Genomic DNA, 24,973 nt, shown 5'->3' with positions numbered 1-24,973 from the left:
ACGAGGTTTCGCGCGCATGGCCCACTCTTTACGGTATTGGTTTTGCGCGATTCCCGCTGGTTTTCTGCTGTTGCTGCTCAGCGGTTGTTCGCCGCTGAAAATACTCAACGGCCTGACGCCTGCGGACAGCTACGTCAAAACCGCAGACATCGCTTACGGAGAAGAGCCGCGTCAGAAGCTCGATGTCTATGTGCCGCGCCATCAGATCGAAGACGCCCCGGTAGTGGTGTTTTTCTATGGCGGCAGCTGGAACAGCGGTGACCGTGGCGATTACCGGTTTGTCGGCGAGGCGCTGGCCTCCCGGGGCATTGTGGCGGTGGTGGCGGACTATCGGTTGTACCCGCAGGTGCGTTACCCGTTGTTTCTCGAGGACGGAGCCCGCGCCGTCGCTTGGACCAAGGCCCATATCCATGAATATTCCGGCGATCCCCGGCGGCTGTACCTGATGGGGCATAGTTCCGGGGCCTACAACGCATCGATGCTGGCGCTGGATTCGCGCCTGCTGGGCTCGGTCGGGATGTCCCCCGCCGACCTGAGTGGCTGGATCGGTCTGGCCGGGCCTTACGACTTTCTGCCGATCAAGAATCCCGAGGTGCGTCCGGTGTTTTTCTGGCCGGACTCACCGCCGCAATCGCAGCCGATCCGACATGTCAGCCATGGCGCGCCACCGGCACTGTTGATTGCCGCGAGCCGCGACAGCCTGGTCGATCCGACCCGAAATACCGGCGGCCTGGCGCGAACACTGCGCGAGGCCGGGGTGCCGGTACAGGATTTGTACTATGCCCGGCCCAACCACGCGACGCTGGTGGCGACAATGTCTCGGCCATTACGTTGGCTGGCACCGGTACTGGATCAGGTTGTCGGTTTTATCCGGCACACGCCGTCTCAGTGAGTTGCGCCGGCAAACCAGCCGTCATTGCGCCGCAATCGCCAGGCCAATGTGCCGAGGGTCAGGCTGCGCAGAACCATGAACAGCAGGAAAGATATCCACAAGCCGTGATTGCCCAGCCCGCTCAGCACCCAGGCGAAGGGCAGCAGCAGAGCGACCGTCAAAAGCATGCCATTGCGCATTTCCCGGGCGCGGGTGGCGCCGATGAACAGGCCGTCGAGCAAGTAGCTCCACACCGCGATCAACGGCAGGATGGCGAGATAGGGCAGATAGATGAACGCGGTTTCGCGCACGCTCTGAATATCGGTCTGCATTTCGATGAACAAGTGCCCGGCGAACAGAAACAACGCAGCAAAACCCAGGCTCGCCAGCAACGACCAGCCGCCGGCCACCACCAGCGAGCGACGCAGCGCAAGACGATCGCGGGCGCCGATGGCATGCCCGCACAAAGCCTCGACCGCGTGGGCCAGGCCGTCCAGTGCATGGGCGGTCAGCAGTAGGCCGTTGAGCAGCAGCGCATTGGCCGCGACGGTGGCATCGCCCAACCGCGCGCCTTGTACGGTGATCAGGAAAAACACCGATTGCAGCGCCAGACTGCGGATGAAAATGTCGCGGTTGACCCCCAGCAGCGGCCGCCAGTTCTGCCACACCCTCAATGCCGCCCAGACGATATGCCCGGGGTAAGCGCGCAAGGCCTTGCGGGTGAGCGCCAGGCCGAGCAGGGCGCCGCACCATTCGGCGACCACCGAGGCCCGGGCCGAACCGACCACGCCCCAGTCCAGACCGATGACGAACCACAGGTTCAGCACGATATTGATCAGGTTGGTGGTCAGCAGAATCGCCAGTGGCGCCCGGGCGTTCTGGGTGCCGAGGAACCAGCCGACCAGCGCATAACTGGCCAGCGCCGCCGGCAGGCCGAACAGGCGGGTGTGGAAAAAGTCGCGGGTCAGTTGATTGAGCTCCGGCGATGGCTGCATGAAGTGCAGGGCGACCCCGCTCAGCGGTACACCCACGGCACCCAGCAGCAAGGCCAGCCCCATCGCCAGCAGCAGACCTTGCAGCAGGATCTGTCGCAGCGCCGCACCATCGCTGCGCCCTGCGGCCTGCGCGGCGAACCCGGTGGTGCCCATGCGCAGGAAGCCCATGGCCCAGGCCAGCACGGTGTACAGACTGGCCCCGACCGCCACCGCACCCAACTGATGGGCGTGAGGCAGGTGACCGATCACAGTGCTGTCGACCAGCGCCACCAGCGGCACGGAAATGTTGGAAAGGATCATGGGGGCGGCGAGGGCCCAGACCCGGCGGTGGGTCGGGCGGTCGCGCCAGTCGGCGATCAGGTTGGACATGCGGGCTCCTTGGGGAGCGGCATTGTAGCGGGAGGTGTCAGTGAATGATCCAGCTCAGCAGCCACAGGCCCAGCAGCAACCAGATGATCCCGGCAATGATCGACGCATTCATGAAGGCGCGAATCGCCGACCACAGCAGCATCAGGCCGACGATCAGCGCGATGATGCTGATGATCGAAGTGTCCATGCCCAGCGCTTTCGCGAGGCCGTCGACGAAGTTGCCGCCGGCATGGCTCAACAGATTGAACAGGCCGCTCAGGCCGTCGACGATGAAGCGGATGATCGAGCCGAGCGCCTGGCCCAGCCATTCGAAAAAGCTTTCTACCTGCATGTTTGCATCCTGATGAAAGAGCTGAGCCTTGGGCCGCGCCGGGGGCGGCCGAGTTCCCTGCAAGCATAGAGGGTTTGCCGGGTGGTGGCTGCCCCTTGCCTTCGCGCGGTATCCCCCCGAAGCTATACGCCTTCAGGAGAACCCGATGAACCTTGTTGAACTGACCGAACGCCTGCACGCCATTCGCGACCGCAATGACTGGCGGCAATTTCACAGCCCGAAAAACCTGGCCATGGCCGCCAGCGTGGAAATGTCCGAGCTGGTGGAAATCTTCCAGTGGCTGACTGAAGACCAGTCCCGCGAATTGCCGGCGGACAAACTGGCCCACGCCGGCCAGGAAGTCGGCGACATCGTCCTGTATCTGTTGCTGCTGTGCAGCGAGCTGGGGCTGGACATGAATGAAGTGGTGCGCAGCAAGCTCGCCGACAGCGAACGGCGGTTCAGCTGATGAGCGACCGTCATTTCGATCAGTTGGCGACCCGTTTCGCGGAAAAAATCTACGGCGGCGCCAAAGGCGCGATCCGCCTCGCGGTGCTGCAGGCCGATCTTGCCGAAGCCTTGCCGGATCGGCCGTTGCGGGTGCTGGACATCGGTGGCGGCCTGGGCCACATGTCGTTGTGGCTGGCCGAGCGCGGGCACGAGGTGACCTTTACCGAGCCGGCCGAGCCGATGCTCGAAGGCGCGCGTCAGCGTTTCGCCGAGGCCGGGCAGACCGCAACGTTCATTCAGGCGCCGTGGCAGGAACTGCTCGGGCAACTCACCGAACCCTATGACGTGGTGATCTGCCACGCGGTGCTTGAGTGGCTCGCCGAACCCCATGCGATCCTGCCGGTGCTGCATCAACTGACCAAACCCGGCGGCTGGCTGTCGCTGGCGTTCTACAACCGGGATGCGCTGGTCTATCGCAACCTGCTCAAAGGCCATTTCAAGAAAATGCGCAGGAACGACATGGCCGGCGAAAAGCAGAGCCTGACCCCGCAGCAGCCGCTCGATCCTCGGGAACTGGCCACGCAACTCGACGGGTTGTGGCAGGTCGAAACCCAGAGCGGGATCCGGGTTTTCCACGATTACATGCCGGTGGAGTTCCAGGCCCGTGCCGAGTTGATTGATTTGCTCGAGATGGAGCTCGCTCACCGTCGTCACCCAAGCTTCGCCGGGCTTGGGCGCTACTTGCACTGGATCTGCCGGCCGATCTGATCGGAGCGTGAAATGAAAGGTCATTCAGGGTTATTGCTGATCTGTCTGGGGTTGGCCGCGTGCCAGGGCAGCAACCCTTATGTGGCGCAGTCGCGGCCGTTGCCGCCGGCGCCACCGCAAGCCGCGACCACCTTCGACCGCAGCGCCTACCCCGCGTCACCACGGGATTACGGGCGCTACCGCAGTTGGGCGTGGCTCAACGGGCGCCTGCCACCCGGCAGTGCCTGGGCGGATTCGGCGCAAGTGGCCGAGGCGGTCAGCAGTGCGCTGGATCAACGGGGCTTGCGCCCGTTGCACGACAATCGCCCGGCCGACCTTTTTGTCAGCGCCAACCTGAGCCTGGAAACCCGCTTGCGTCAGGTCCAGGACGATTACGGTTACTACGGCGGATACGGCGGCTATGACCGTTACGGCCGCGGTTACGGCATGTACAACACCGTGCCGATTGTCCGTACTTATCAGGAGCAGGTCGTGGTGGTACGGGTCGATCTGTTCGACGCCGGCACTGGTCAGCCGGTCTGGAGTGCCAGCGCCGAAACCGGCACCCAGGGCAATCAGAGTGACCGGGCCGATGCGATCCGCGAGGCTGTCGAAAAGGCCATGTCGGCGTATCCTCCCAGTTAGCTTCCCGTGAACCGGAAGCTCCCTCAGGTTCATGTTTTCCACCGGAGAAAAACCATGTTCCGCCGTTTTGCTTTACTGGCCATGGCCGCGCTGCTCAGTGCCTGCGCCGCCAACCAGGTCAATCATGACTTCGACGCCAGCCGCGACTTTGCCGCCTACCGCAGCTGGAGCTGGAAAGAACCCGCCCTGCAATACCGCCCCGACGATCCTCGGATCAAGAGCGACCTGACCGAACAACGGATTCGCCAGTCCGTCGCCGATCAACTGGACCAGCGCGGCCTGCGTCCTGCCGCTGCGGGCACCAAGGGTGACTTGAATGTGCAAACCTACCTGATCGTCGAGGATCGCCAGCAGCAGGTCACCACCAACTATGGCGGTGGTTGGGGTGGCCCATGGAACGGTTACTGGGGCGCACCGATGTACAACGAAACCCGCAACATCACCTACAAGGTCGCGACGATCCAGATCGACTTGCTCGACGGCAAGGACGGCAAACTGGTATGGCGCGGCAGCGATGAACAGATGCTCAGCCGCACGCCGAACCCGGCGGATCGCAGCAGCGCCATCCATGAAACGGTGACGCGGATACTGTCGAACTACCCTCCGCGCTGAGCCTGCGCACAAAAACGGGAGCCAATGGCTCCCGTTTTTTATGGGGAAGCGGCTGGCGCGTTGCCAGCAGTGTCGTTGCGCCGGGTCTACACTGACATCCACCAATGGAGCTTGCGCCCGGCCGTGCGCCGGCAAAGGAGTGCGCCATGTCGCGTCTTTCGCAATGTCGCGGCCCCGCCCGACAACGCGGGGCCATCGGCTTGATGGCGGCCGCAACCCTCAGTCTCGCGCTGATCCTGATGTTGTTGGTGGTGGACACCGGCCGTCTGTACATGGAACAGCGCAAATTGCAGCGGCTGGTGGATAACGCGGCGCTGGAGGCGGTCAGCCGTGGCGGCAATTGCCTGCCGGGCCTCACGGCGGCCAGTTACGCGGGGCAAAGTGCGACACGCAACGGTTTTGTCACGGACGCGAATAACGTGCTGGTGGTCGACTGCGGCACACTGGTAACGGCCTCCAGTGGTTTGCGCACGTTCAGCGTGGATGCCACCCAGGCGGTGGCGGTCAAGGTCGCGGCCAACCACACCGTGACCACCAGTTTCGCCGGCGGTGTGCAGTCACTCTTCAGCGGCACACCGTTGAGCCTGAACACCGTGCTCTATGCCTCGGCCGTGGCCGCGCAACCCCAGCCCACCGTGGCCCAACTGAATATCCGCAGCAACCTGGCCAACATCAGCACCGCCCAGTCGAGCATCCTCAACCCGCTGGTTTCCGGCCTGCTGGGCGGCAGTGTGAATCTGACGGCGGTGGGCTGGAACGGCCTGCTCAACACCGACATCAACCTGCTCAGCTACCTGAATCAACTGGCGATCAACCTCAACGTCGCCGCCGGCAATTACACCCAGTTGCTCAATACCCAGACCACCGTGACGCAATTAATCCAGGCCGCGATTACGGTGGTCCAGCTCAATGGCGCAACTGCCGACGTGATTACCGCGCTGGGGCAACTGCAAGTGGCGGCGATCAATGCTGCGCCGCTTAAACTTGGCGATATCCTGCAGTTGCAGACCGGCACCACGGCGGCCGGGCTCGACGCCAATCTGCAACTGTTGCAACTGATCCAGGGCGTGATCCAGCTGGCCAACAGCAACAGCGCGGTGGCCGCCACCCTGCCGATCAGCGTGCTGGGGCTGGCGAATGTCACGGTGCGGGTCAAGGTCGTCGAGCCGCCGCAATTCTCCGCCATCGGCGATCCGGCGCTGGCCAAGGCCAACCCCACCGGGCCGAACCGGATTTATGTGCGCACTGCGCAGATCCGCACGATGCTCTCGGTGAATCTGCCGGTGTTGACCGGGGTGGCCGGGTTGACCAACGCCGTGCTGGGACTGGTCGGAACCCTGACCCCGACGCTCAATGCGTTGCTCAGCCTGAATCTGGTCGCCACCCTGAATTCGGTGGGTTGCCTGCTCGGCGCCGGTTGCCAGCAATTGGACCCGTTGCTGCTGCCCTCGCCGGAAATCGACATCAGCCTCGATGCCGGCGGCGCCATCAGTTACGTCACCGACTACAGCTGCCCTACCGGCAACACCGGGACCAAGAGCCTGACGGCCCACACCATCACCTCTGTTGCCGATCTCAAGGTGGGCAAAATCGACCCGACCAATGCCTTTTCTTCCTCCGCCGAACCCACGGTCACGCCGTTGCCGCTGGTGGATTTGGGCACCGTGACCTGTCACAAGATTCTGGGGATCGGCAGTTGTGACGAAAGCACCCATGTGCAATACGGCGCCGGCGGCATCGCGATCATGGTCAACACCAGTGTGGCGCAGAACACTCAGGATCTGGTGTTTTCCAGCGGCACGCCGTTCCCCACGCCACCTAACCTGAAACAGCCGCCGAGCGTGATTTCCGCTGCGCCCACCAGCAATATCGTCAACAGCCTGGCGAGCACGCTGGCGGGGATCAACCTGATCGTCTACAAACCCCAGGGCAGCAACCCGCTGGGGGCGATCATCACCGGCGTTGCCAGCCTGATCAGCGGTGTGACGACAATCCTGCAACCGCTGATCACCAATCTGGTCAGTCCATTGCTCGACCCGCTGCTGAACAACTTGCTCAACGGGTTGGGAATCAATTTGATGGACGTGGACGTCGGCGCCAACATGACCTGCGGCCAGACCGGCAAGGCGTATCTCGTCATCTAGTCATCGGAGGCGATCGGCAGTTCGATGCAGAACCGCGCGCCGTCCGCCGAGTTGCGCACGCTGAGATGGCCGCCCATGTTTTCGATGATTCCGTAACTCACCGACAACCCCAGACCGGTACCGACGCCCACCGGTTTGGTGGTGAAGAACGGCTCGAAAATCCGCTCCAGCAGACGCGGATCGATGCCGCCGCCGTTGTCCTCGACCCACAGGCGCACCTTTTCTTCATCGCGCTCGGCATAGATTGAAATCCACGGTTTGAACCCTGACTCCGACTCGCGCTTGCCCAGCAATGCATCCCGGGCGTTGACCATCAGGTTGATCAACACCTGCTCCAGCTGATCGACGTAACCGCGCACCTGAACCTCGAACGGGGTTTCACTGATGCGCAAATCCACGCCTTTGCCGCGCATGCCTTCGGCCAGCAGCGACAGCGTGCCTTCGATGGCGCTGGCCGGGTTGAACAGCTGTTGTTCGATCTCCGAGCGACGGCCGAACACCCGCATGTGATCCACCACTTTCGCGGCACGCTGGACCTGGGCGTCGATGCGGTTGAGTTTGTCGGTCAGGTAATCGATCTGCACATCGCCGTTGCTCAGGCGCTTCTGCACGTTGACGATGGCCATGCGCATGACGTTCAGCGGCTGGTTGATTTCGTGGGCGAGGCCGGTGGCCATTTCGCCGAGGGTGGCCATTTTTGCGCTTTGCGTGAGTTGCTGCTGGGAACGGCGCACTTCGGTGTTGTCGCGGCCAACGGCTTGCACTTCGATCAGTGTCCCGTGCTCATCGAACACGCCGCGATCCGACCACACCCACCACGCATGCTCGCGCCCCGGCAATTGCAGGTTGATTTCGGCGGTGCTGACGGGGGACTCCGGGGTCAACAACGCCAGACGCTCGACGAAGTCTGCGCGTTGTACGTCCGACATCCAGCTGCCCAGATTGACCCCGGGTAATTCTTCGGGCGCGCATTCCAGATACTTCGCCAGCGGCTGGTTGCCGAATGTCAGGATCAGATCCGGACGATAACGGCAGATCATCGCCGGCGAGTCCTCCACCAGGATCCGATAGCGTTCTTCACTCTGTCTGACTTGTTCGGCGGCCAGCGTGGCTTCGGTGACGTCCAGCCACAAGCCGACGGCTTCCACCGGCAGGCCGAGGTCATTGCGCAGCAGCCGGGCCTCGTCGAGCAGCCAGTGGTAATCGCCGCGGCTGTCACGCAGGCGATAGCGGGCGCGTACCGAGCCCTCGCGCAACAGCTGGCGGGTGCGTTCGAAATACAGATTCCGGTCATCCGGGTGGATCCGCTCCACCAGCGCACCGGCATCGAAGTCTTCCAGACTCCAGCCCAGCAGCGGTTGCAGACTGGCGCTGAAAAACGCCGGCAGCAATGCGCCTTCGACGTAGTGCTGGACATAGATGACCGCCGGCGAACTGGCGATCAGGTTGTCCAGTCGCGCATGGGCCGCAGCGGCCAGTTGCTGCTGGTTCTTGATGTCGCTGATGTCCAGCATGAAGCCCGCCAGCCTGCGGTGATCGCCGGTGCCGCTGACCTGCCCCTGAAGGCGATACCACGCGGGCGTCTGACTGGCATCGCGAGGATAAAGACGCACGCATAGATCGAGGATTTCGCCATGCATCTGCAGGGCTTGCAGGCGGCTGCGCACTTCTTCGCGGTCAGCGGGGTGGATCAGGTTCAGCCAGTGTTCCAGGGTCAGCGTCGAGCTGTCCTGTTGCAGGGTGACGGCCAGCGTCGGGGCCAGCTGAATCTGTTCGCCACTGCTGCCGATTTCCCACCAGCCGGTGCCCAGCAATGTCTGCAACGACTCGAGGCGTTCCAGTTGCAGTTGATGCTGCTGCTCACGCAAGCGCCCGAGCAACGGCCCCGCCAATGCGCCGGCCAGCATCAGCCAGTCACGGTCGGTCAGATACGGCGCGGTCTTGTCGACTGCGTAAAAGCCGCAGAGCAACCACGCCATGACGCCTCGATCATCGCTGTAAGGCACGGCGAAACCCTCGGCATTGCCGAACAGCCCTTGCACCCGTGTGTGTTCATACTGGCCGTAATGCGCGCCGAGGCGTTGCGGGCCGGTGCCATTGAGGCTGTCCAGCGGCGTGCCGAGGCGCTGGCCGTCGTGCCACAGCGCGGGAGCGTCGTGGGCGTGGAACTGGCAGTGAACCTGCCACACCTGTTCCTGCTCATTGAGCAAGGCGAGCGCCACACAGGGGATCTGCCAGCGCTGAGCGATGATCTGCAGTTGATCGCTGACGACCACCGGCAGTCGTCCCAGGCTGCAACTGCGTAACTGCTTGCTGATCTGCCCGGCAATCCCTTGGCACGCCTCGCGTTGATGGGCTTGCTGGCGTTCGGACAAAAGGTCGGCAATGTCGATCAGTTGCAGCAGCCAACCGTTGCCCAGAGGCTGGGCCCAGCCGCGCAGGTGCAGGGTCTGTTCGCCCAGTCCGGGGAAATCCAGGTCCAGCAGCAGCCCTTGCCATTCCTGTGGCCGGCCTTCGATCGCCAGGGTGCTGTGGGGTAGCAGTAAATCGTGCAGCGGCAACGGTTTGTCATGGGGCATCTGCTGTGCCAGCAACAGGCGCAAGGGGCCGGCCATCTGCAACACGGCGCCGTCGCCATCGAGGTACAGGTGCAGGCCCGTCGCGGGGGAGCCGAGCACGTCCGGCAGGTCGCCGGCCAACGGCGCGCGCTTGAGCAGGCGGCCGAACAGATTGTCCCCGGCCGTCAAAATTTCAGGCTCGAGCTGGCGGTCAGGTTGGTGGGCAGGCTGGGGACGGCGCCGACGCCCGGCAACACCAGAAACGGAATGACCTGATTGAGTTTGCTGACGGGGTAATTGACGCTGACCGTGAGCGTGCCCTGCGTCGTGTCATAGACCGCTGAGGTGTCCACGCCGACCACCACGTTCAGCGCGCTGGGCAGGCCCGAAAACTGCTGGGTCAGGGCGGCATTGGCGGTGTTGACGACAACTGTCGAGTAGTTGGGCGTCGTGGGATCGACCGCCACGCTGCGACGGACCGCTTCAGCGGTGGCCTGATTGAACGTCTGCATCAGCACGAACGGCAGGGCATAGCTGACCAGGCCGTAAAACACCGCGAAAAAGATCACGAACACCAGGGCGAATTCGATCGCCACCGCGCCTTTTTGCGCCTTCCGAGAGCCGGTTTTCATCCGTGCGTCTACCCTGACAGTCACTGCGTAGTATCAGCATAGAATCATTCAGCCAAAACGGACGGTTTTTACCGGATGCAAAGCCTTGTTCTTCTGATCTGGTTGACCTTGTGTGCGGCCCAGGATGCCCGGCAACGGAGGATCGCCAATGCCATGACGTTGGGTGTTGGGGCTCTGGCACTGGTTTATCTGCTGTATTTCGGAACGACCTGGACGGGGGCCGCAGCGGAGCAGGGCGGCTGGGGCTGCCTGATGGCGCTGGCGTTCACCCTGCCGGGGTATTTCATGGGGCGCATGGGGGCCGGCGATGTGAAATTAATGACAGCCCTCGGCCTTGCGACGGACGGTCTTTCGTTGCTCGGGGTTTTTATCGGCGCCGGCGTCGCAAGCGTCGTCTGGATCCTGCTGGCGCCAAGAGTCTGGCTGCATATGAGTCAAGGGCTTAGGCATCGTCTTCGATATATGGCGCCATCCATGTCAAAAAAGCTGCCATTTGCGCCGTTCGTGCTGATCGGTTTTCTGCTTGTACTACCTTGGATCCATTAGTCGCCAAACGCCACTAGTCTTATGTACATAGTCGGAAAGTGCGTCTACTTTCAAAGGTACTGGTTATACGGCCAACGGCTGACAGTACAGGAATGGTCAGTTTTGGCCCGGGCATGGAGTGGCACGTGAACAAGCTTACATCTGCGGTAAAAGTCCTCGTTGTCGATGATCAGGCGCTGATCGTCGAGGAGCTCTGTGAGTTCCTCGAGAGCAACGGCTATCGCTGTGTCCCCTGCGGGTCCGGCAAAGAGGCCGTCGAGCGTTTTGCCGAGGATCCGGCGATCGGTCTGGTGCTGTGCGATCTGCACATGCCGGACCTCGACGGCATCCAGTTGGTGCAGGAGCTGCAGCGACAGGCCGGCAAGGCGCGGGTGTTCGAGGCGATCATGCTCACCGGCCGTGCCGACAAACAGGATGTGATCAAGGCGTTGCGCGCCGGGATTGCCGACTACTACCAGAAACCGGTCAACCTCGACGAACTGCTCGAAGGTCTGCAGCGTCAGGAGGTGGTGCTGCAGGAGCGGCAGAAAACCCTGCAACTGGGGCACTTGAATCAGAAGCTGCAGGACCTGTCGTCGTCCATCGATGATCTGTATCAGGATCTGGACAAGGTGCGCCGCGGGCCTGCTCCCGTCAGTGAGCAGGCATCGGGTGACACCGACGCGCTGGAGATCCCGGCCATCTTCAATCAGCTGTCGCCGCGGCAACTGGACGTGGCGCGCCTGGTGGGCAAGGGGCAGACCAATTACCAGATCGCCTGCGAGCTGGGCATCACCGAAAACACCGTCAAGCTTTACGTCTCGCAGGTGCTGCGCCTGACCCACATGCACAACCGCACCCAACTGGCACTGGCCTTGTCGCCAAGTGCGGCGGCGTTGCGGCAGCGGGTAACCGCGCACTAGTCCGTTGTGCCTGGCCGCCATCGTGCGGCCAGGGACGTCAGTTCTTCCTCTCGATCTTGCCCCCGGCATCGGGGTCATAGAAATCGGGGATGTCATATTTGTATTTCTTCAGCCAGCGCTGCATGGCCAGTTCACGTTCGGTCGCCGTGGCCGCCTGCGGATCGGGGGAGGCGGCCTTGTTGCGGCTTTGCAGCAACAGCCAGCCTTCGGTTTCCTGCTGTTGGGCCGAGGCGGGGCCGGCGTCGATGGCCAGCGCGCCGAGCGGCAGGCTCAACAGACTCATGCAGCACAGTGTCTTGCAGATGTTCATGTGGCCTCCCTGAGGTTCACTTGATCGTCGCCGGTTGCGGGTCGGCCACCACCGCGACCTGATTGCCGGTGGCAGGTTTTGCCTTGATCGGGGACTTGAGTTTTTCCGCCCGCTCCTGAGCGTCGGTGAACTGTTCCGGGGTCAGGTGCGCGCGACTGACGATTTCGGCGGCCTGCTGCCAGTTGTTCTGGTAGATCAGCAGGGTGATCAGGTTCAGCGTCGCCAATTGATTGTTCTGCTTGAGCTCGATGGCGGTGAGGAACTCGAAGCGCGCGTCTTCGAGCCGCAGCTGATTGAGGTACACCACGCCCAGATCGTTGTGGATGTTTTCATTGGTCGGTGCCAGTCGAACGGCCCGTTGCAGGTGAGCCTGGGCCTGACCGTTATCGCCACGGGCGGCATACAGCTGACCCAGACCGTGTTCGGCGTCGGCGCTCAGGCAGGTGCCGAGCAGGCCGCGATACAGCGGTTCGGCTTCGCTGCGCCCCAGCAGACGATAGACCTTGGCCTTGCGCAGACGCACCTCCACGAGGTTATCGGGCAGGCCCTGCAGGTTGGCCAGGCTGGCGTGCAGCTTGCCGTCATTGGCCAGGTCGTCCACCAGATTCAGCGACAGCTCCTGCTCGGCGCTCAGCTTGCTGCAACTGGTGGGCGCCAGCATGGCGGTCCACGGCGCCTGACCATCGGTTGCGCAACCGCCCAGCAGCAACAGGCTTGCCACCACCATCAGTGCTTTCATCAAACGCTCTCCATGTCAGGACGCAAACGCCCGGGTGATTGCGGTAAATCCGGGGCCCGCCAGTACGATCAGCAAGGCCGGAAACAGGAACAGCATCATGACCACCGACATCTTCGCCGACATCTTCGAGATGTATTCCTGCAAGCGCGTCAGGCGTCGGTCATCCAGCAGTTGCTTGAGCGCCAGCAGCGATTTCATCGCGCCGCCGCCCTGTTGAATCAGTTGTTGCAGGATCACGCAGGTGTCGGTGAACTCATCCACCGCCAGCATCACCGCCGCTTTGTTCAGCTCCTGGCCCAGCTCCAGCCCCGAGTCGACACGGGCGAGGATCAGGCGCAATTCGCTGGTCAGTTCCGGCAGCAGCTTCTGCCCCTCGATGCTCAACACGCGCAATGCCTGTTCGACCGCCATGCCGGACTCGAACAGGATGCGCAGCAGAGGAATGAACGTCGAAACCTCCACCGAAATGATTTTTTGCCGGCGGGCGGCGGCATACGCCAGCAGGCGCTTGGGCAGCAGGTAACCGGTGCCGGTGGCGAACATCGGCACCAGCCAGCCCTTGGGCGCCTGGGGAAAGAACACTTCCTGCAGAAACAAACCGATGCCCAGTGCCAGCAACGGCGTGCCGATCTGGCACGCGGCAAACAGCGAGCGTTCGCTGGCCCGTCGCCAGCCGAGACGGTTGAGCAGGGTCTGGGTTTCGCTGTCCATGCTCACCGAACGCTGGCCGAACCGGCTGTTGCCCAGCGCTCGCAACAAGCTGCGCAAACGGCTCTCGCGCACCAGATGGCCCTGCAGGCGCTGGTTGACCTGACGCACCCGGCGACGTTCGGTCAGCAAGTGGTTGCCGACCAGCAAGAACGCCCCGAGCAGTAGCATGAGACTGGCCAGGATCACCATCTCAGACACTCCTCAACATGCGCCACAGCGCCAGGCTGCCGATGACCTGCAATACCACCGCGATGATCAGCATGGTCTGGCCACCGGGGTCTTTCCACATGCCGAGCATGTACCCGGGATTGGTCAGCATGAAGTAGCTGACGATGATCACCGGAAGCGATCCCAGCACCCACGCGGTCAGGCGGGTTTCGCCGGTGAGGGCGCGCAGCTGGCGGGCGCCCTGATCGCGTTCGCGGATCAGCTTGATCAGGTTTTCCAGCAGCTCGCTGGCATTGCCGCCGTAGCGGTGATTGACCTTCAGCCCCAGGGCAAACATGCGCAGTTCGTCCTGTTCGTAGAGCTCGGCGAAGTCGCTCACCGCATCTGGCAGGTTCACGCCCAACTGCACGTTGCGCTGGACCCGGCCCATTGCGGTCTTCAGCGGATCCTCGCTGGAGTCGATGCCACCCAGCACGGCATCGTTCAGGGTGCGCCCGGATTTGAGGCTGCGCACCGTGTGGTCCAGCAACTGCGGCAGTTGCTCGATCATGCGGTTGAGCCGGCGGCGATACCGCCAGGCGATGTACAGGCGCAACACCAGGGGCGGCGCCAGCATCATGATCAACAGGCCGATCCACTCGGCGGTCAGGTAACCCAGCATCATCGCGATGGCCCATAACGCCAGCCACAACCCCAGACGCTCGCCGGGGCGGCCCAGGCCGGCCCGCAGGAACATGCGTTCGAGTCCCGTCCAAGTAGTTTTGCCGGGCGCTGTCTGCGGTTGCCCGGCAGCCAGTCGCGTGAGCACCCGTTCGTTGGCGGTCTTGCGCACGCCATGCAGGAACAGGCGAATCGACAGCCCCAGCAGCATCAGGCAAATGACGATGAGAATCACCGGCCCCATCATGACGAAAGCTCCATGCGCTCAGCCCAGGCTCGACTCGTGCCGCAACTTGTCGCCGGCCGGATTGACCGCTTCGCGCAGGAAGCCGAACCCGGTGCGTCGATCGAGGCGGAACAAGGTGTTGGTGACGTAGATGTCTTCGCGCACACCGACCACTTCCACCACCTCGCTCACGCAGCGGCGGCCGTCGGGCATGCGGGTCAACTGGATGATCATGTCGAGCGCGGCACAGATCATTTGCCGCAACGTGCGCTCGGCCACTGTGCGACCAGTCAGGCCGACCAGGGTTTCCAGACGCAGCAACGCATCCTGGGCATTGTTGGCGTGGACCGTGCTCATCGAACCGTCGTGGCCGGTGTTCATCGCCGTGAGCACGTCGAGCACTTCAACGCCACGGATCTCGCCGAGGATGATCCGGTCCGGGCGCATCCGCAGGGCGTTGCGGATCAGATCGCTGGCCTTGACCTCGCCATGGCCCTCGGCATTCGGCGGCCGGGTTTCCAGGCGCACCACGTGCGGGTGGCCGAGCTGCAGTTCGGCGACGTCCTCGATGGTCACCAGCCGTTCGTGGGGGTTGATCAACTGACTGAGAATGTTCAGCAAGGTGGTCTTGCCGGTGCCGGTGCCGCCGCTGATCAGGATGTTGCAGCGTTTGCCCACGGCCTCCTGGAAGCAATCGAAGATCGCCAGGTCGATGGTCTGCATGGCGATCAGGTCGCTGCTCTTGAACATGTCCTTGCGGAACTTTCGAATCGACAGACACGGCCCGTCGAGGGCGATCGGCGGGATGATCGCGTTGACCCGGCTGCCGTCGGGCAGGCGCGCATCGACCATCGGCGACGACTCGTCCAGCCGTCGCCCGAGCGGCGCGAGAATGCGCTGCATGACCCTTTCGACGTGATGCGCATCGATGAAGCGCAGGTCACTCTGGTGCAGCACGCCGTCGCGTTCGATGAATACCCGGTGCGGGCCGTTGACCAGAATCTCGGTCACGGCGCTGTCGCGCAGCAGCACTTCCAGCGGACCGAAACCGGTCAGTTCATCGACGATTTCTTCCGCCAGCCGCTCCATCTCGTAACGGGAAATCGCCAGGTGCAGACGGGCGATGTATTCGGCGACCTTGTCGGTGACGAACTGCGCCAGCAGTTGCCGCGAACCTTCCAGCAGGTTTTTTCCGGATTCCTCGATGGCATCGATGATGTAGCGATGCAGGACCAGTTTCAGGCCTTCGTGGTCGGTGTTGCCCGACTGACCGCGAGCCGGGGCACCGAAGAGTTTTTCCGGACTCATGAGCTGCCTCGCAACCGGTCGAACCAGGTAACTTTGGGTTTGACCAGGCCTTCGGAGCGTTTGGCCAGACGCTCGCCAAGTGCGCGCAGGCTCTGGGTGAGTTTTTCCCGGGGGGCCAGTTCGAACAGGCTGACGCCCTGATTCTTGGCATTCAGACGCAACTCCGGGCTCAGGGCCAGCACGGCGATCACTTCCAGATTGAAGGTCTTGCCGAGGGTGTCCGCATCCGGCGCGACGTTGCTCAGATAGCGGTCGACCAACAGCCGTCCGTGATCGAGCTTCATGCCTTTTTCCCGCCACAGGTTGAACATTGCCAGGTTGCGCCGGCAATTGAGCACGTTCTGGTCGGTGTACCAGATCAGCTTGTCGCAATGGCTGACAAAGGTGCGCAAGGCTTCGCTGTCAGGCTGGCCGGTGAGGTTCACGACAATGTGCTGGAAGTGCTGGCGCAAGGCGCTGAGCAGCATGTACAGCTCGGCGGCGCTGGTGCTCTCCAGTGGTTCGTCATTGTCGGCGTACGCGAGAATCCGCAGCCCGGATTCGGCGCTGGTGAAGGCGCTGTCGATCAGCGTGGCATCGAGCCTGCGCAAATGGCGCAAGGCATCGCCGAAGTGGAACGAGCTCTCCAGCCCCAGCAGCGCCAGACTGTCGCCACGGGGCAGGCCGAGGTCCAGCAGCAGCGTCTGTTGTCCGCTCTTTTGCACCACCAGCGCCATATGGTTGGACAACAGCGCGCCGTCGGAACTGCTCTGCACACCGTACAGAACCGTCAGACCACCCAGTTGCGTGTTGTGAGTCACCGGCGGCATGCGTTTGCTCAAGCGGCGTACCAGCCCCGCGACTTCGCTGGAGCGCGAGCCGTAGGCGACAAAATCCCGTGCCCCGGCGCGCATGGCGTTGAGTACCAACTGATTGTCCATGCCGTCGCCGAGGGCGACGATTGCCAGCATCGGCTTGGCTTCCAGCGCGCCTTCGATCAGCGCGCTCTGGGCCACCACGTGTTCACGGTCGAGGCCGACGAACACCAGGCTGGCGAAGGTGACATCTACCAGTGCGAGCAATTCATCGAGGCTGCCCGTACCGGCGCTGACCACTTGCCCCAGCGGCGCGAGCGCGCTTTGCAGCCATTCCAGATCGGTGCTGTTGCGGGTGATGGCGAGAAAGGTCTGGCTCAGGCTCTGGCTCATTGGGACAACCCGCTGCGCTTGTCGAAGTTGCCGTTCTCCATGAAGAACATGCGATAGAAGTTCGGGTCGTAGTTGCGCAGTTTTTCTCCCGGCAGCGACGGCAGTTGCGCTTCCGCCGACAGTGGACGCACCAGATGCGGGGTGACGATCATCAACAGTTCACGCTCTTCGCGTTTGATCTGCGAGCTTTTGAAAAACGCCCCGAGCACCGGGATATCGCCGAGCCCCGGAAACTTGTCGACCTGGGAACTGTTGGTGGTGCTGATCAGGCCGCTGATGACAAAGCTCTCGCCATCGGCGAGGGAAATGCTGGTGTCGGTGCGGCGGATGGTCAGGGCCGGCACCGTGGTGCCGGCGATCTGCACCGCATTGCTGAAGTCCAGTTCGCTGACTTCCGGTGCGACCTTCAGGGCGATGCGGTCGTGGCTGATGATCGTGGGCGTCAGGGTCAGGCGGATGCCGAACTCCTTGTATTCGATGGACACGCTGTCGCTGCCGGAGCTGGGGACCGGAATCGGGATCTGGCCACCGGCAAGGAAACTTGCGCTCTGCCCGTTCAGCGCCACCAGGCTTGGCCGCGCCAGGGTGTAGGCGAAGCCGCTGCCCTCCAGGGCGTTGATGATCGCCATGGTGTTGCCGCCGATCCACGAGAAGTTGAACAGCGAGTTGTCCACCGGCAGTCGCGGCTGCGGCACGCCATCGATGGGCGGCAGTGTCCCGGGGGAGCCGAACAGGAAGTTGCCGCGGGTGCCGATCAGTTTGGCCGAGGCCTGCTTGAGCTTGGTGCGGCTGACTTCAACGAAGCGAATATCGGTCTGTACCTGCGAAGGCAGTTGCGCGTCATCTGAAGGCAACGGGCCGGCGCCGGTGAGGGCGTTCGTGGCAGCGCCCTGGACGAATACCATGCTCTGGCGCGGCTCGCTGGAGCAGCCGGTCCAGACCATCAGGCTGGTGGCGCCGGGGGCTACGCCCGTGAGCAGGAACGACGAGTTGCCGGTGGCGTGCACGTCGGCGATTTTCGGATCGCCAATGGCCAGGCGGGTGATTGCCACCGGCGATTGCAGATCCTTTTGCCAGCCTTCATTGACTTCGATTACCGGCGGCAGTCGGCTCAGGGCCGAACAGTTGCCGGTGGCCGCCTGGGCGGCGTTGATCGACAGTCCCGTCAACAGCAAGGCCCGGAGCAGGGGATTGAAGGTCGGCCAGAAACGACTCTGCATGCACTTGGATCCTTGCTCTGTCATGGGTTCTGTTGGGTGATCTGATTGCCGCGAATCACTTCCACCGCCGGACGCGTTGCACCGCTGTGCTCGCCGCTGGACGGGACTTTCGGCGCAGTGCCCAGCGCAAGCTGGGTGAACTGGAAGAGTTGGCTGTTGGCGGCCACCAGTTTGTCCGGTGCCTGGTTTTCGCCGGCCCAGTATTTGGCCAGGCGCTGTTCCTCACTGCTGCGCACGGCCAGGCGCAAGGTGCCGACCTGAGTGGCGAGCATCATCCGGCTCAGCAGTTGTTCCGGTACCGCCAGCACCACGGTGCGTGCGGTGAGTCGGCGCTGATCCTGTTTGAGTTTGTCGTCGGCGCTCAGCGCGGGTGTGGCCGGCTGACCGTCGTTGGTCAGGCCGTACTGTTCGCCGACGCCGAGTACGCGCATCGCCGGTACTACAATCTGCGCCGACTGCTGTGGGTTGCTGGCGTCTTGGCGCAGGTAGAGCAACACATCGACGTAATCGCCGGGAATCAGTTGCCCGGCGGCACCGATGACTTCATCGACCGACACCGCCAGTGCGCGCTCGTCGCTGTGGATCATGCGCGCCAGTGCACCGCCGGCCTCGAAGCTTTCAGCGTTGAGCCAGGTGCCGGCACTCAGGTGACGCCACGGTATGCGGCCCACGGCCTGATCGATTGCACTCAGGCTGCCGGCGGGGGCGCTGCGCAGTCTCTCGATGGCCAGGTCGGCGGCGGTGAGCGGAGTGAACGGCGGAACGTCATGCACCAGCACCACCACAGGCTGGCGGGTCTGGTCTTCGGCGGTGGCGACGGTCTTTTCCACGGTGACCACCGCAGGTGCCGGTGCCTCGGCAACCGGTGCCGGTTGCCGGCTGAGCACCAGGCCCCAGTAGCCGACGACGATGGCCCCCAGCAGAAGCACGGCGGCAAGACCCATGGTGACACGACTGTTCATGACGGCTCTCCCTTTCCTGCTGCACTACCAGCCCGCACTTCCAACCAAGGGAACATCGCAATCAGGCAGCTATGAACATCCAACTATTTCGCTATTTCCACGCTAGCTGAAACAAGCCAAAACGCCATTACTGGCCGGCAAATAACCTACGAAAGTATGGGTGTTGGCCAATTAGCAGTCGAAATCCGGGGATCGACGAAGCGGTTAATCCTTTGTGATTAATCCGTTCTTACAGTTGTTGACGGGGGCTTTGTTGACAATGCTCAGATAGCACGGTGGAAGCTTTGCCGCTGTCGCGACATCGGCGCCATGGGCGCAAAGGAGTGGACGTATGATTCTCGATTATCTGCTGGCCAGAGCCCGTTTGTTTTTCAAGAGTGAGGAAGGGGCTTCGGCTATCGAGTACGCGATCGTGGTAGCGATGGTGGCGGTGGTGGTCGTGGTGTTCGTGACACCGATGGGCACCAAGGTCTTCAATATTTTCAGCGCGATCCTGACCTCGCTCGGTGGCACTGCCCCGACCAAGCCCGGCATTCCTTGACCGAACGCTCTCTCCCTCTGTCGATGCCTGTCTGCTGCTGAACAGGAGCGTTCAGGCATTGCCCCGATCATTGGCTTTCCGGTGCCCGGAAAATCCCGGGCATGAAGGAGAATGTCCATGCTCTTCGAATACCTGATGATGCGTGCCCGGTCGTTCCTGGCAAGCACCGAAGCCGCGTCGGCCATCGAGTACGCAATTGTGGTGGCGATGGTCGCCATTGTGGTTGTGGTGTTTGTGACGCCGGTAGGCGCCAAGGTGCTGGCGATCTTCAACAACATCCTCGTGGCGCTGGGCGGTACGGCACAGACTGCGCCGACGCAGTTACCCTGACTCGATGGGTGGCAAATCTCGCACTACACTCGGTTCCACCTTCAGTTTCTCAGGGATTGACCAATGACTGCTTCTTCACTGCCCCGCCAACAGTTGCTTCTGGTTGACGATGAAGAGGACGCATTGCTGGAGTTGGCGGAGTTGCTGGAGGGCGAGGGCTTCGTCTGTCATACCGCGACCTCGGTGAAGCTCGCCCTGCACCATCTGACCCGCCATCCCGACATCGCCCTGGTGATCACCGATCTGCGCATGCCGGAGGAAAGCGGCATGTCGCTGATCAAGCGATTGCGCGAACACACCTCGCGCCAGCACCTGCCGGTGATCGTGACCTCGGGGCATGCGGACATGGAGGACGTCAGTGACATGCTGCGCCTGCAGGTGCTTGACCTGTTCCGCAAGCCGATCTATCACGTGCGGCTGCTGGAAACCCTGGACAATCTTTTCCCCAAGCCCAAGGCCAACGTTTCCTGAACACTGGCCTTGTTCGTTCCGGTGCCAGACTTGTGACGCCGTTCATTTGACATTTTGATGGTGTCGAAATGATGGCTCGTGTACATTCGCCGCGCCCAGTCCAGACTACCTGGTGGGTTCGGTAGGGATGCCTGAATGAATGTTTGAACCCTGCTGAAACTGTTTTTCATGTTTTGGAAGGGAATCCCGTTTGAACATCGTTCGCTTGCGCCACTCGCTCCTGGCGCTGTCTATCGCTGCAGCCACGCTGCACACCTCCGTTGTTACCGCCGCCGGCGCCAGTCTGAACTACGACCTGAGTGGCGGGCCGTTGAACAGCAACCTGCAGAACTACGGGCTGGTCGATTTGAACGGCAACGGGACCATCGCCCCCGGTTCGCCGTCGACCTTGACCTATGGTGCACAGTTCACGGGACTGGCAGCCGACCAGTTGCGCAATAACGGCACTATCCGCATAGACGGGGCCAATCATGGCATGGGCATCTCGCTGTCCACTGCCGGGGCAGTGCCGAGCAAAATCAAGTACAGCTTGATCAACCAGGGTTCGATCATCGTCAACGGGCTACCGGGGTCAGGGAGCTCCGTCGGTATTTCCGATATTGGCAGTACGCTGGGTGAAAGCCTGGTCAACTCCGGCAGTATCGACGTTTCCGGCGCGAGTGCCAGTGGCGTGATGATGGTGCACACCGCCATGGGCGGACTGAGCAACAGCGGCACAATCAGTGCCAGTGGCACTGATGCCTTGGGGATTCTGCTGGACGGGGTGAGTCTGAGTGGCTCCGTCAGCAACACCGGCACCATTCGCGCCAGTGGTTCCGATGCCGAAGCACTGGTGTTCGAAGGGGCGATCTCCAGCGGTCCTGCCGGCAGCTTCAATCTGGTGAACTACGGCACGATCGTCGGTGAGTCCACGGGTGTTCACATCAGCGGTCAGGCTGTCGGCGTTCCATTCACGATCTATCAGGGGAACGGGTTGATTGAAGGGGGCCGCGCGGCGATTCAGGTCGACGACGGAGTCACGTACTTCAAGTTCTATGGCGGTGCAGTCAAAGGTGACTTGCTGGGACTGGCGGGTGTCAGCATCGACGGTGATGCAACCTTCGACGGCTCGACCATCAAGTCCGGCTACGTCACCATCGAGGAAGGCACGCTGACCCTGATGAAGCCGCACACCACGATCATCGGCGACTTCGACATGGAAGAACCCAACTCGGTGCTGGAGATGTACCTGGGCAACGACACCAATCCGGCGTTGCCGGTGCTGAAAGTCACCGGCACCACCGATATCGCACCGGGCGCGACATTGCGTCTGCTGGCGCGCTCCAGTGATTTCCGCGTGACCCCGGGCGGTACGAAATACACCCTGATCAGCTCGGGCAATCTGATCGGCGGCAACAACCTGACTGTGACCTCCACCTCCGCGTTGCTGGACGTGAAAAGTTTCGGCGTCGTGGGCAACGACATCACGTCGGTGGTGACGAACAAGTCCGAAGAGGTTCTGGCGCAAAACACCCTCGTGGCAGGCGGCAGTCGCAACGCGGCAACGGCGGTGGGCCGGGTGTCGGGTCTGCTGTCCCGACTCGACGAACAGGATCCGGTGTTCCAGGCATTCGCCAACGCCAGTACCGACGCGCAACTGGCGCGGCTGTCCGAAACCCTCAGTCCCGATGTCAGCCGTGGGGTGATTCATGCCGCCACCAACAGCCAGACGCTGGTTTCCGGAGTGATCAACGAGCGCTCCAGTCGCGCCCGTGATACGGCAGCTTCGATGGAAAAAGGCGTCTGGTTGCAAGCCTTGAACAGCGACGCCAGCCAGGATCAGCGTCGCGGTGTCAGCGGTTATGACGCCGACAGCCACGGTATCGCCGTCGGCGCCGATGGTCAGTTGAATGCCGATATGGCGGTCGGTCTGGCGTACAGCTATCTCGACACCGACGTGAAATCAGATCGCGGCAACAAGACCAAGGTCACCGGGCATGCCCTGACCCTGTACGGCAACTGGACCCACGACAACTGGTTCGCCGATACGTCGCTGATGTACGGCTGGAGCGACAACGAATCAAAGCGCTACATCGCCGGCACCCGGGCCAAGGGTGATTACGACAGCAACGTGTTTGGTGTCAGCGCGTTGGCCGGTTACACCGTGCGCCTGATGCCGGACGTGGTGCTCGAACCCCAGGTTGGCGCGCGTTACGCCAACGTGAGCATGGACAGCTATCGCGAGAAGGGCAGTTCGGCCTCGCTGAATGTCGGCAGCCAGCGTTACGAAGTGGGTGAAGTCGGTGCCGGCGCGCGCCTGGCCGCAGCGTTTGCCATGGGCTCGGGCAGTCTTGAACCGGAAGCGAAACTGATGGCCTGGCATGACGTCATTGGTGACCAGACCGCGACCACTTCCTCGTTCGTGCTGGGCGGTGATTCGTTCACCAGCCGGGGCACGACACCGGTTCGCGACAGCTATGAGTTGGGTCTGGGTGCCAACTATCGCATGGGCCCGTGGAGTGTCGGCGGGTCTTACAACTACGTGACCGCCAGCGGTTTCAACGCTGACGGTTTCACCGCAAAAGTGCGTTACGCCTTCTGACCGCACCGCCGGCCGGGCTACAGCTGATAGCTGAAACTGATGCTGTAGCGCGGCCGGCGGTTGTAGGTATCCAGCGCTTCATCCGACATGGGTTTGGCCGCTTCCAGGGCGATGTTGTAGTACTTGGCATCGCCAAATCTGAGGCCCACGGCTGCCGATGACAGGCTGTTGGCCTGCACCGGCAACTGGTTGAACCAGCTGCGGGAGCGGTCGAGCACGACATAGGGTTGCAGGATGCGCACCCAGTTGCCGTCGCGGTTGAAGCTGTAGTTGACCTCGTAAGCCACGCCCCAGCCCTTGTCACCGGACGCCTGATCGTCCGGGTAGCCACGGCCGAAATTCTGCCCGCCGAACACCGCGCGTTCGCTGTCGGGCAGGGTGTCGTCGGTCCAGTACAGCGCGCCGGACAGCACGCCTTGCCAGTTATCGAAGAACTTGTCGCTCTGCACCCCGGAAAGGCGCAGGCGCAGGAAGTTGAGATCGATGGCGCTGTTGTTGGTGCGCGCCCCCATGCTGTCCAGCCCTTGATAGACGCCGCCGCTGAGAATCCGCAACTGGCGGGCGTCGGCCTTGCGCCAGTCACTTTCGAAGGCGAGGGCGCGGATGTCGGTGCGTTCTTCGACACTCAAGGGGTAGCCGATCACGTTATAGCGGGTCTTGTCGTTGACCGCGTACAGGCGCGCTCCGGCGGTCAGCAGTTCGTTCGAGGCGGCAATCAGCGGCAGGCTGAAGCCGACCGAGTAGCGGTCGTTCTCGCGGTGGGGCTTGAGTTCCAGGCCATTGTCCAGCGCGACGTTGGTGCCGGGGTCGGCACGGTAGCGCGAGGCGGACAGGTTCAGTTGCGTGCCTTCGGCGTCGAGAAACTGGCTGTAGTCCAGACGGTAGTAATGCTCGTGATCCTTTCCCGGTGGAAACAGCCCGCTGAGCGTCAGCTGTTCGCCCATCGACGTCTGTGAGTTGCTGCTCACACCGAGCAGGGCCTGGGTGCCCTTGCGGTTGTCTTCGGTGGTGCTCAGGGAACTGGTGAAAGGTTTGCGGCTGGCCTGGGCGACCAGCGTGGTCGCGCCGTCGGTGGTCCCCGGCGGTGGCACCTGGGCCTGGATCGTGACGCCGGGAATGCGGGTCATCAGTGTGGTGTAGCGTTCGAAGGTCTTGCGGGTCAGAGGACGTTCAGCCTGGATTTTCGCCGCCAGTCTGTCGAGCAGTCCCTTGACCCGGCCCACGTCGCCCTGCACCTGCACATCCCGCACATAGCCTTCCACCAGCACCACGCGCGCCACACCGTTATCGAAATTCTGTTTCGGCAGGAAGGCGTAGGACAGCAGATAACCGTCGTTCTGGTAGCGTCGGGTGATATTGCGGGTGGCTTCAATCAGATCGGCGAGGCTGGACTCATGGCCGATCAGAGGCTTGTAGATCTCTGCCAGCTCGTTCAGCGGGTAGATCGTGCCGCCTTCGATCTGCACGGTTTTCAGGTTGATCTTCGTGCCCATCATCAACGGCTCGGCCGCTGCGGCACCGGGCTCCGGGACTTGCAGCGGAGCTGCGCTCGGACGGTAGGCGTCGGCAGGCAGGTTCGGCACCGGCAGGTTGCGGATGGTTTCGTTACTGTTGAGAAAGCTGGGCAGGGTGTCGGCGAGGGCGGTGGAACTGAGACTGAGCAACAGCAGGGATGCCATAACGCGCATAGGACACTCCATGTTCAAACCGCAGCACCGGGCAGGGTTTTCCTAAGAAAAAAAGCGGAAGACTCACGGGAATCTTCCGCCCTCAACCAA

At 62.5% G+C, this 24,973-nt stretch carries 25 protein-coding genes; 12 read left to right on the top strand and 13 right to left on the bottom strand.

Going from position 1 to position 24,973, the window contains the following annotated elements; translation table 11 throughout:
* Positions 1-16 precede the first annotated feature (16 nt).
* Positions 17-892 carry an alpha/beta hydrolase gene (locus M5B44_RS05270; RefSeq protein WP_248738459.1) on the top strand — a complete coding sequence of 292 codons (876 nt, stop codon included), beginning with the start codon at positions 17-19 and terminating at the stop codon, positions 890-892.
* Here M5B44_RS05270 and M5B44_RS05265 read toward each other — a convergent pair.
* Positions 886-2,235: an MATE family efflux transporter gene (locus M5B44_RS05265; RefSeq protein WP_248738458.1), complete on the bottom strand. Its 1,350-nt coding sequence runs from the start codon at positions 2,233-2,235 to the stop codon at positions 886-888. The genes M5B44_RS05270 and M5B44_RS05265 overlap by 7 nt on opposite strands.
* Before the next feature lie 37 nt (positions 2,236-2,272).
* Complete coding sequence (locus M5B44_RS05260) at positions 2,273-2,566, bottom strand: hypothetical protein (protein ID WP_248738457.1); 294 nt, start codon at positions 2,564-2,566, stop codon at positions 2,273-2,275.
* A 145-nt stretch (positions 2,567-2,711) separates the two neighbouring features.
* On the opposite strand from M5B44_RS05260, the gene M5B44_RS05255 reads away from it, so the two are divergent.
* From M5B44_RS05255 to M5B44_RS05235, 5 genes are all read left to right on the top strand, one after another.
* The gene (locus M5B44_RS05255) at positions 2,712-3,014 is read left to right on the top strand and encodes a MazG-like family protein (RefSeq protein ID WP_011332275.1); all 303 of its coding nucleotides are present in this window, start codon (positions 2,712-2,714) and stop codon (positions 3,012-3,014) included.
* Entirely contained in the window at positions 3,014-3,763 is a 750-nt protein-coding gene (locus tag M5B44_RS05250; protein ID WP_248738456.1) for a methyltransferase, read from the top strand. Before M5B44_RS05255 ends, M5B44_RS05250 begins: the two co-directional genes overlap by 1 nt.
* 12 nt (positions 3,764-3,775) lie before the next feature.
* Entirely contained in the window at positions 3,776-4,387 is a 612-nt protein-coding gene (locus M5B44_RS05245; protein WP_248738455.1) for a DUF4136 domain-containing protein, read from the top strand.
* 54 nt (positions 4,388-4,441) lie between these two features.
* Positions 4,442-4,999 carry a DUF4136 domain-containing protein gene (locus tag M5B44_RS05240; protein ID WP_085711244.1) on the top strand — a complete coding sequence of 186 codons (558 nt, stop codon included), beginning with the start codon at positions 4,442-4,444 and terminating at the stop codon, positions 4,997-4,999.
* 146 nt (positions 5,000-5,145) lie between these two features.
* Positions 5,146-7,143 carry a pilus assembly protein TadG-related protein gene (locus tag M5B44_RS05235; protein ID WP_248738454.1) on the top strand — a complete coding sequence of 666 codons (1,998 nt, stop codon included), beginning with the start codon at positions 5,146-5,148 and terminating at the stop codon, positions 7,141-7,143.
* Here M5B44_RS05235 and M5B44_RS05230 read toward each other — a convergent pair.
* Together M5B44_RS05230 and M5B44_RS05225 are read right to left on the bottom strand one after the other, a co-directional pair.
* Positions 7,140-9,890, bottom strand: coding sequence for an ATP-binding protein (locus M5B44_RS05230; protein WP_248738453.1), 2,751 nt, complete (start codon positions 9,888-9,890; stop codon positions 7,140-7,142). The genes M5B44_RS05235 and M5B44_RS05230 overlap by 4 nt on opposite strands.
* Positions 9,887-10,333, bottom strand: a complete 447-nt coding sequence (locus M5B44_RS05225) for a TadE/TadG family type IV pilus assembly protein (protein WP_114881290.1) — start codon at positions 10,331-10,333, stop codon at positions 9,887-9,889. Before M5B44_RS05225 ends, M5B44_RS05230 begins: the two co-directional genes overlap by 4 nt.
* Positions 10,334-10,408: 75 nt before the next feature.
* Between M5B44_RS05225 and M5B44_RS05220 the strand changes: the two genes are divergently transcribed.
* The gene (locus tag M5B44_RS05220) at positions 10,409-10,879 is read left to right on the top strand and encodes a prepilin peptidase (protein WP_248738452.1); all 471 of its coding nucleotides are present in this window, start codon (positions 10,409-10,411) and stop codon (positions 10,877-10,879) included.
* 125 nt (positions 10,880-11,004) lie between these two features.
* Positions 11,005-11,781, top strand: coding sequence for a response regulator transcription factor (locus M5B44_RS05215; RefSeq protein ID WP_305833128.1), 777 nt, complete (start codon positions 11,005-11,007; stop codon positions 11,779-11,781).
* A 37-nt stretch (positions 11,782-11,818) separates the two neighbouring features.
* On the opposite strand, the gene M5B44_RS05210 is transcribed toward M5B44_RS05215, so the two are convergent.
* Genes M5B44_RS05210 through cpaB form a run of 8 tightly spaced genes read right to left on the bottom strand, consistent with a single transcriptional unit; the run spans position 11,819 to position 19,272 of the window.
* Positions 11,819-12,091, bottom strand: coding sequence for a DUF3613 domain-containing protein (locus M5B44_RS05210; RefSeq protein WP_085711249.1), 273 nt, complete (start codon positions 12,089-12,091; stop codon positions 11,819-11,821).
* A 16-nt stretch (positions 12,092-12,107) separates the two neighbouring features.
* Positions 12,108-12,830, bottom strand: coding sequence for a tetratricopeptide repeat protein (locus M5B44_RS05205; protein WP_248738450.1), 723 nt, complete (start codon positions 12,828-12,830; stop codon positions 12,108-12,110).
* A gap of 15 nt (positions 12,831-12,845) precedes the next feature.
* Positions 12,846-13,730 (bottom strand): type II secretion system F family protein, encoded by an 885-nt coding sequence (locus M5B44_RS05200; RefSeq protein ID WP_248738449.1) that lies wholly within the window; start codon positions 13,728-13,730, stop codon positions 12,846-12,848.
* Between the two features lies 1 nt (position 13,731).
* Positions 13,732-14,616 (bottom strand): type II secretion system F family protein, encoded by an 885-nt coding sequence (locus M5B44_RS05195; protein ID WP_085711252.1) that lies wholly within the window; start codon positions 14,614-14,616, stop codon positions 13,732-13,734.
* 18 nt (positions 14,617-14,634) lie between these two features.
* Positions 14,635-15,903, bottom strand: a complete 1,269-nt coding sequence (locus M5B44_RS05190) for a CpaF family protein (protein ID WP_248738448.1) — start codon at positions 15,901-15,903, stop codon at positions 14,635-14,637.
* Entirely contained in the window at positions 15,900-17,090 is a 1,191-nt protein-coding gene (locus M5B44_RS05185) for an AAA family ATPase (RefSeq protein WP_248738447.1), read from the bottom strand. Before M5B44_RS05185 ends, M5B44_RS05190 begins: the two co-directional genes overlap by 4 nt.
* The gene (locus M5B44_RS05180; RefSeq protein WP_114881296.1) at positions 17,087-18,310 is read right to left on the bottom strand and encodes a type II and III secretion system protein family protein; all 1,224 of its coding nucleotides are present in this window, start codon (positions 18,308-18,310) and stop codon (positions 17,087-17,089) included. Before M5B44_RS05180 ends, M5B44_RS05185 begins: the two co-directional genes overlap by 4 nt.
* Positions 18,311-18,330: 20 nt before the next feature.
* Positions 18,331-19,272, bottom strand: coding sequence for a Flp pilus assembly protein CpaB (gene cpaB / locus M5B44_RS05175; RefSeq protein ID WP_248738446.1), 942 nt, complete (start codon positions 19,270-19,272; stop codon positions 18,331-18,333).
* Between the two features lie 331 nt (positions 19,273-19,603).
* On the opposite strand from cpaB, the gene M5B44_RS05170 reads away from it, so the two are divergent.
* The 4 genes from M5B44_RS05170 (at position 19,604) to M5B44_RS05155 (ending at position 23,195) form a co-directional block, all read left to right on the top strand.
* The gene (locus M5B44_RS05170) at positions 19,604-19,813 is read left to right on the top strand and encodes a Flp family type IVb pilin (protein ID WP_085711257.1); all 210 of its coding nucleotides are present in this window, start codon (positions 19,604-19,606) and stop codon (positions 19,811-19,813) included.
* Positions 19,814-19,930: 117 nt separating this feature from the next.
* Positions 19,931-20,143, top strand: a complete 213-nt coding sequence (locus M5B44_RS05165; RefSeq protein ID WP_085711258.1) for a Flp family type IVb pilin — start codon at positions 19,931-19,933, stop codon at positions 20,141-20,143.
* Positions 20,144-20,206: 63 nt separating this feature from the next.
* The gene (locus M5B44_RS05160; RefSeq protein ID WP_248738445.1) at positions 20,207-20,614 is read left to right on the top strand and encodes a response regulator; all 408 of its coding nucleotides are present in this window, start codon (positions 20,207-20,209) and stop codon (positions 20,612-20,614) included.
* Positions 20,615-20,804: 190 nt separating this feature from the next.
* Positions 20,805-23,195 (top strand): autotransporter outer membrane beta-barrel domain-containing protein, encoded by a 2,391-nt coding sequence (locus tag M5B44_RS05155; protein WP_248738444.1) that lies wholly within the window; start codon positions 20,805-20,807, stop codon positions 23,193-23,195.
* A 17-nt stretch (positions 23,196-23,212) separates the two neighbouring features.
* Here M5B44_RS05155 and M5B44_RS05150 read toward each other — a convergent pair whose 3' ends face one another.
* The gene (locus tag M5B44_RS05150; protein WP_248738443.1) at positions 23,213-24,883 is read right to left on the bottom strand and encodes a ShlB/FhaC/HecB family hemolysin secretion/activation protein; all 1,671 of its coding nucleotides are present in this window, start codon (positions 24,881-24,883) and stop codon (positions 23,213-23,215) included.
* Between the last annotated feature and the right edge of the window lie 90 nt (positions 24,884-24,973).

The organism is Pseudomonas sp. MWU12-2029 (assembly GCF_023242425.1).
In the GTDB taxonomy this organism is placed as follows: domain Bacteria; phylum Pseudomonadota; class Gammaproteobacteria; order Pseudomonadales; family Pseudomonadaceae; genus Aquipseudomonas; species Aquipseudomonas kribbensis.
Note: the sequence above shows the minus strand (reverse complement) of the source record. Positions and strands in the feature narration are given on the sequence as shown.

What these genes read in the sequence shown, in the direction of transcription:
- M5B44_RS05240 (WP_085711244.1), top strand. Translation starts at nt 4,442, where the DNA reads ATGTTCCGCCGTTTTGCTTTACTGGCCATGGCCGCGCTGCTCAGTGCC.
- M5B44_RS05200 (WP_248738449.1), bottom strand. Translation starts at nt 13,730, where the DNA reads ATGGTGATCCTGGCCAGTCTCATGCTACTGCTCGGGGCGTTCTTGCTG.
- M5B44_RS05195 (WP_085711252.1), bottom strand. Translation starts at nt 14,616, where the DNA reads ATGATGGGGCCGGTGATTCTCATCGTCATTTGCCTGATGCTGCTGGGG.
- M5B44_RS05170 (WP_085711257.1), top strand. Translation starts at nt 19,604, where the DNA reads ATGATTCTCGATTATCTGCTGGCCAGAGCCCGTTTGTTTTTCAAGAGT.
- M5B44_RS05255 (WP_011332275.1), top strand. Translation starts at nt 2,712, where the DNA reads ATGAACCTTGTTGAACTGACCGAACGCCTGCACGCCATTCGCGACCGC.
- M5B44_RS05235 (WP_248738454.1), top strand. Translation starts at nt 5,146, where the DNA reads ATGTCGCGTCTTTCGCAATGTCGCGGCCCCGCCCGACAACGCGGGGCC.
- M5B44_RS05180 (WP_114881296.1), bottom strand. Translation starts at nt 18,310, where the DNA reads ATGCAGAGTCGTTTCTGGCCGACCTTCAATCCCCTGCTCCGGGCCTTG.
- M5B44_RS05270 (WP_248738459.1), top strand. Translation starts at nt 17, where the DNA reads ATGGCCCACTCTTTACGGTATTGGTTTTGCGCGATTCCCGCTGGTTTT.
- M5B44_RS05260 (WP_248738457.1), bottom strand. Translation starts at nt 2,566, where the DNA reads ATGCAGGTAGAAAGCTTTTTCGAATGGCTGGGCCAGGCGCTCGGCTCG.
- M5B44_RS05220 (WP_248738452.1), top strand. Translation starts at nt 10,409, where the DNA reads ATGCAAAGCCTTGTTCTTCTGATCTGGTTGACCTTGTGTGCGGCCCAG.
- M5B44_RS05150 (WP_248738443.1), bottom strand. Translation starts at nt 24,883, where the DNA reads ATGCGCGTTATGGCATCCCTGCTGTTGCTCAGTCTCAGTTCCACCGCC.
- M5B44_RS05265 (WP_248738458.1), bottom strand. Translation starts at nt 2,235, where the DNA reads ATGTCCAACCTGATCGCCGACTGGCGCGACCGCCCGACCCACCGCCGG.
- M5B44_RS05165 (WP_085711258.1), top strand. Translation starts at nt 19,931, where the DNA reads ATGCTCTTCGAATACCTGATGATGCGTGCCCGGTCGTTCCTGGCAAGC.
- M5B44_RS05225 (WP_114881290.1), bottom strand. Translation starts at nt 10,333, where the DNA reads ATGAAAACCGGCTCTCGGAAGGCGCAAAAAGGCGCGGTGGCGATCGAA.
- M5B44_RS05185 (WP_248738447.1), bottom strand. Translation starts at nt 17,090, where the DNA reads ATGAGCCAGAGCCTGAGCCAGACCTTTCTCGCCATCACCCGCAACAGC.
- M5B44_RS05250 (WP_248738456.1), top strand. Translation starts at nt 3,014, where the DNA reads ATGAGCGACCGTCATTTCGATCAGTTGGCGACCCGTTTCGCGGAAAAA.
- M5B44_RS05210 (WP_085711249.1), bottom strand. Translation starts at nt 12,091, where the DNA reads ATGAACATCTGCAAGACACTGTGCTGCATGAGTCTGTTGAGCCTGCCG.
- M5B44_RS05205 (WP_248738450.1), bottom strand. Translation starts at nt 12,830, where the DNA reads ATGAAAGCACTGATGGTGGTGGCAAGCCTGTTGCTGCTGGGCGGTTGC.
- M5B44_RS05245 (WP_248738455.1), top strand. Translation starts at nt 3,776, where the DNA reads ATGAAAGGTCATTCAGGGTTATTGCTGATCTGTCTGGGGTTGGCCGCG.
- cpaB (WP_248738446.1), bottom strand. Translation starts at nt 19,272, where the DNA reads ATGAACAGTCGTGTCACCATGGGTCTTGCCGCCGTGCTTCTGCTGGGG.
- M5B44_RS05160 (WP_248738445.1), top strand. Translation starts at nt 20,207, where the DNA reads ATGACTGCTTCTTCACTGCCCCGCCAACAGTTGCTTCTGGTTGACGAT.
- M5B44_RS05190 (WP_248738448.1), bottom strand. Translation starts at nt 15,903, where the DNA reads ATGAGTCCGGAAAAACTCTTCGGTGCCCCGGCTCGCGGTCAGTCGGGC.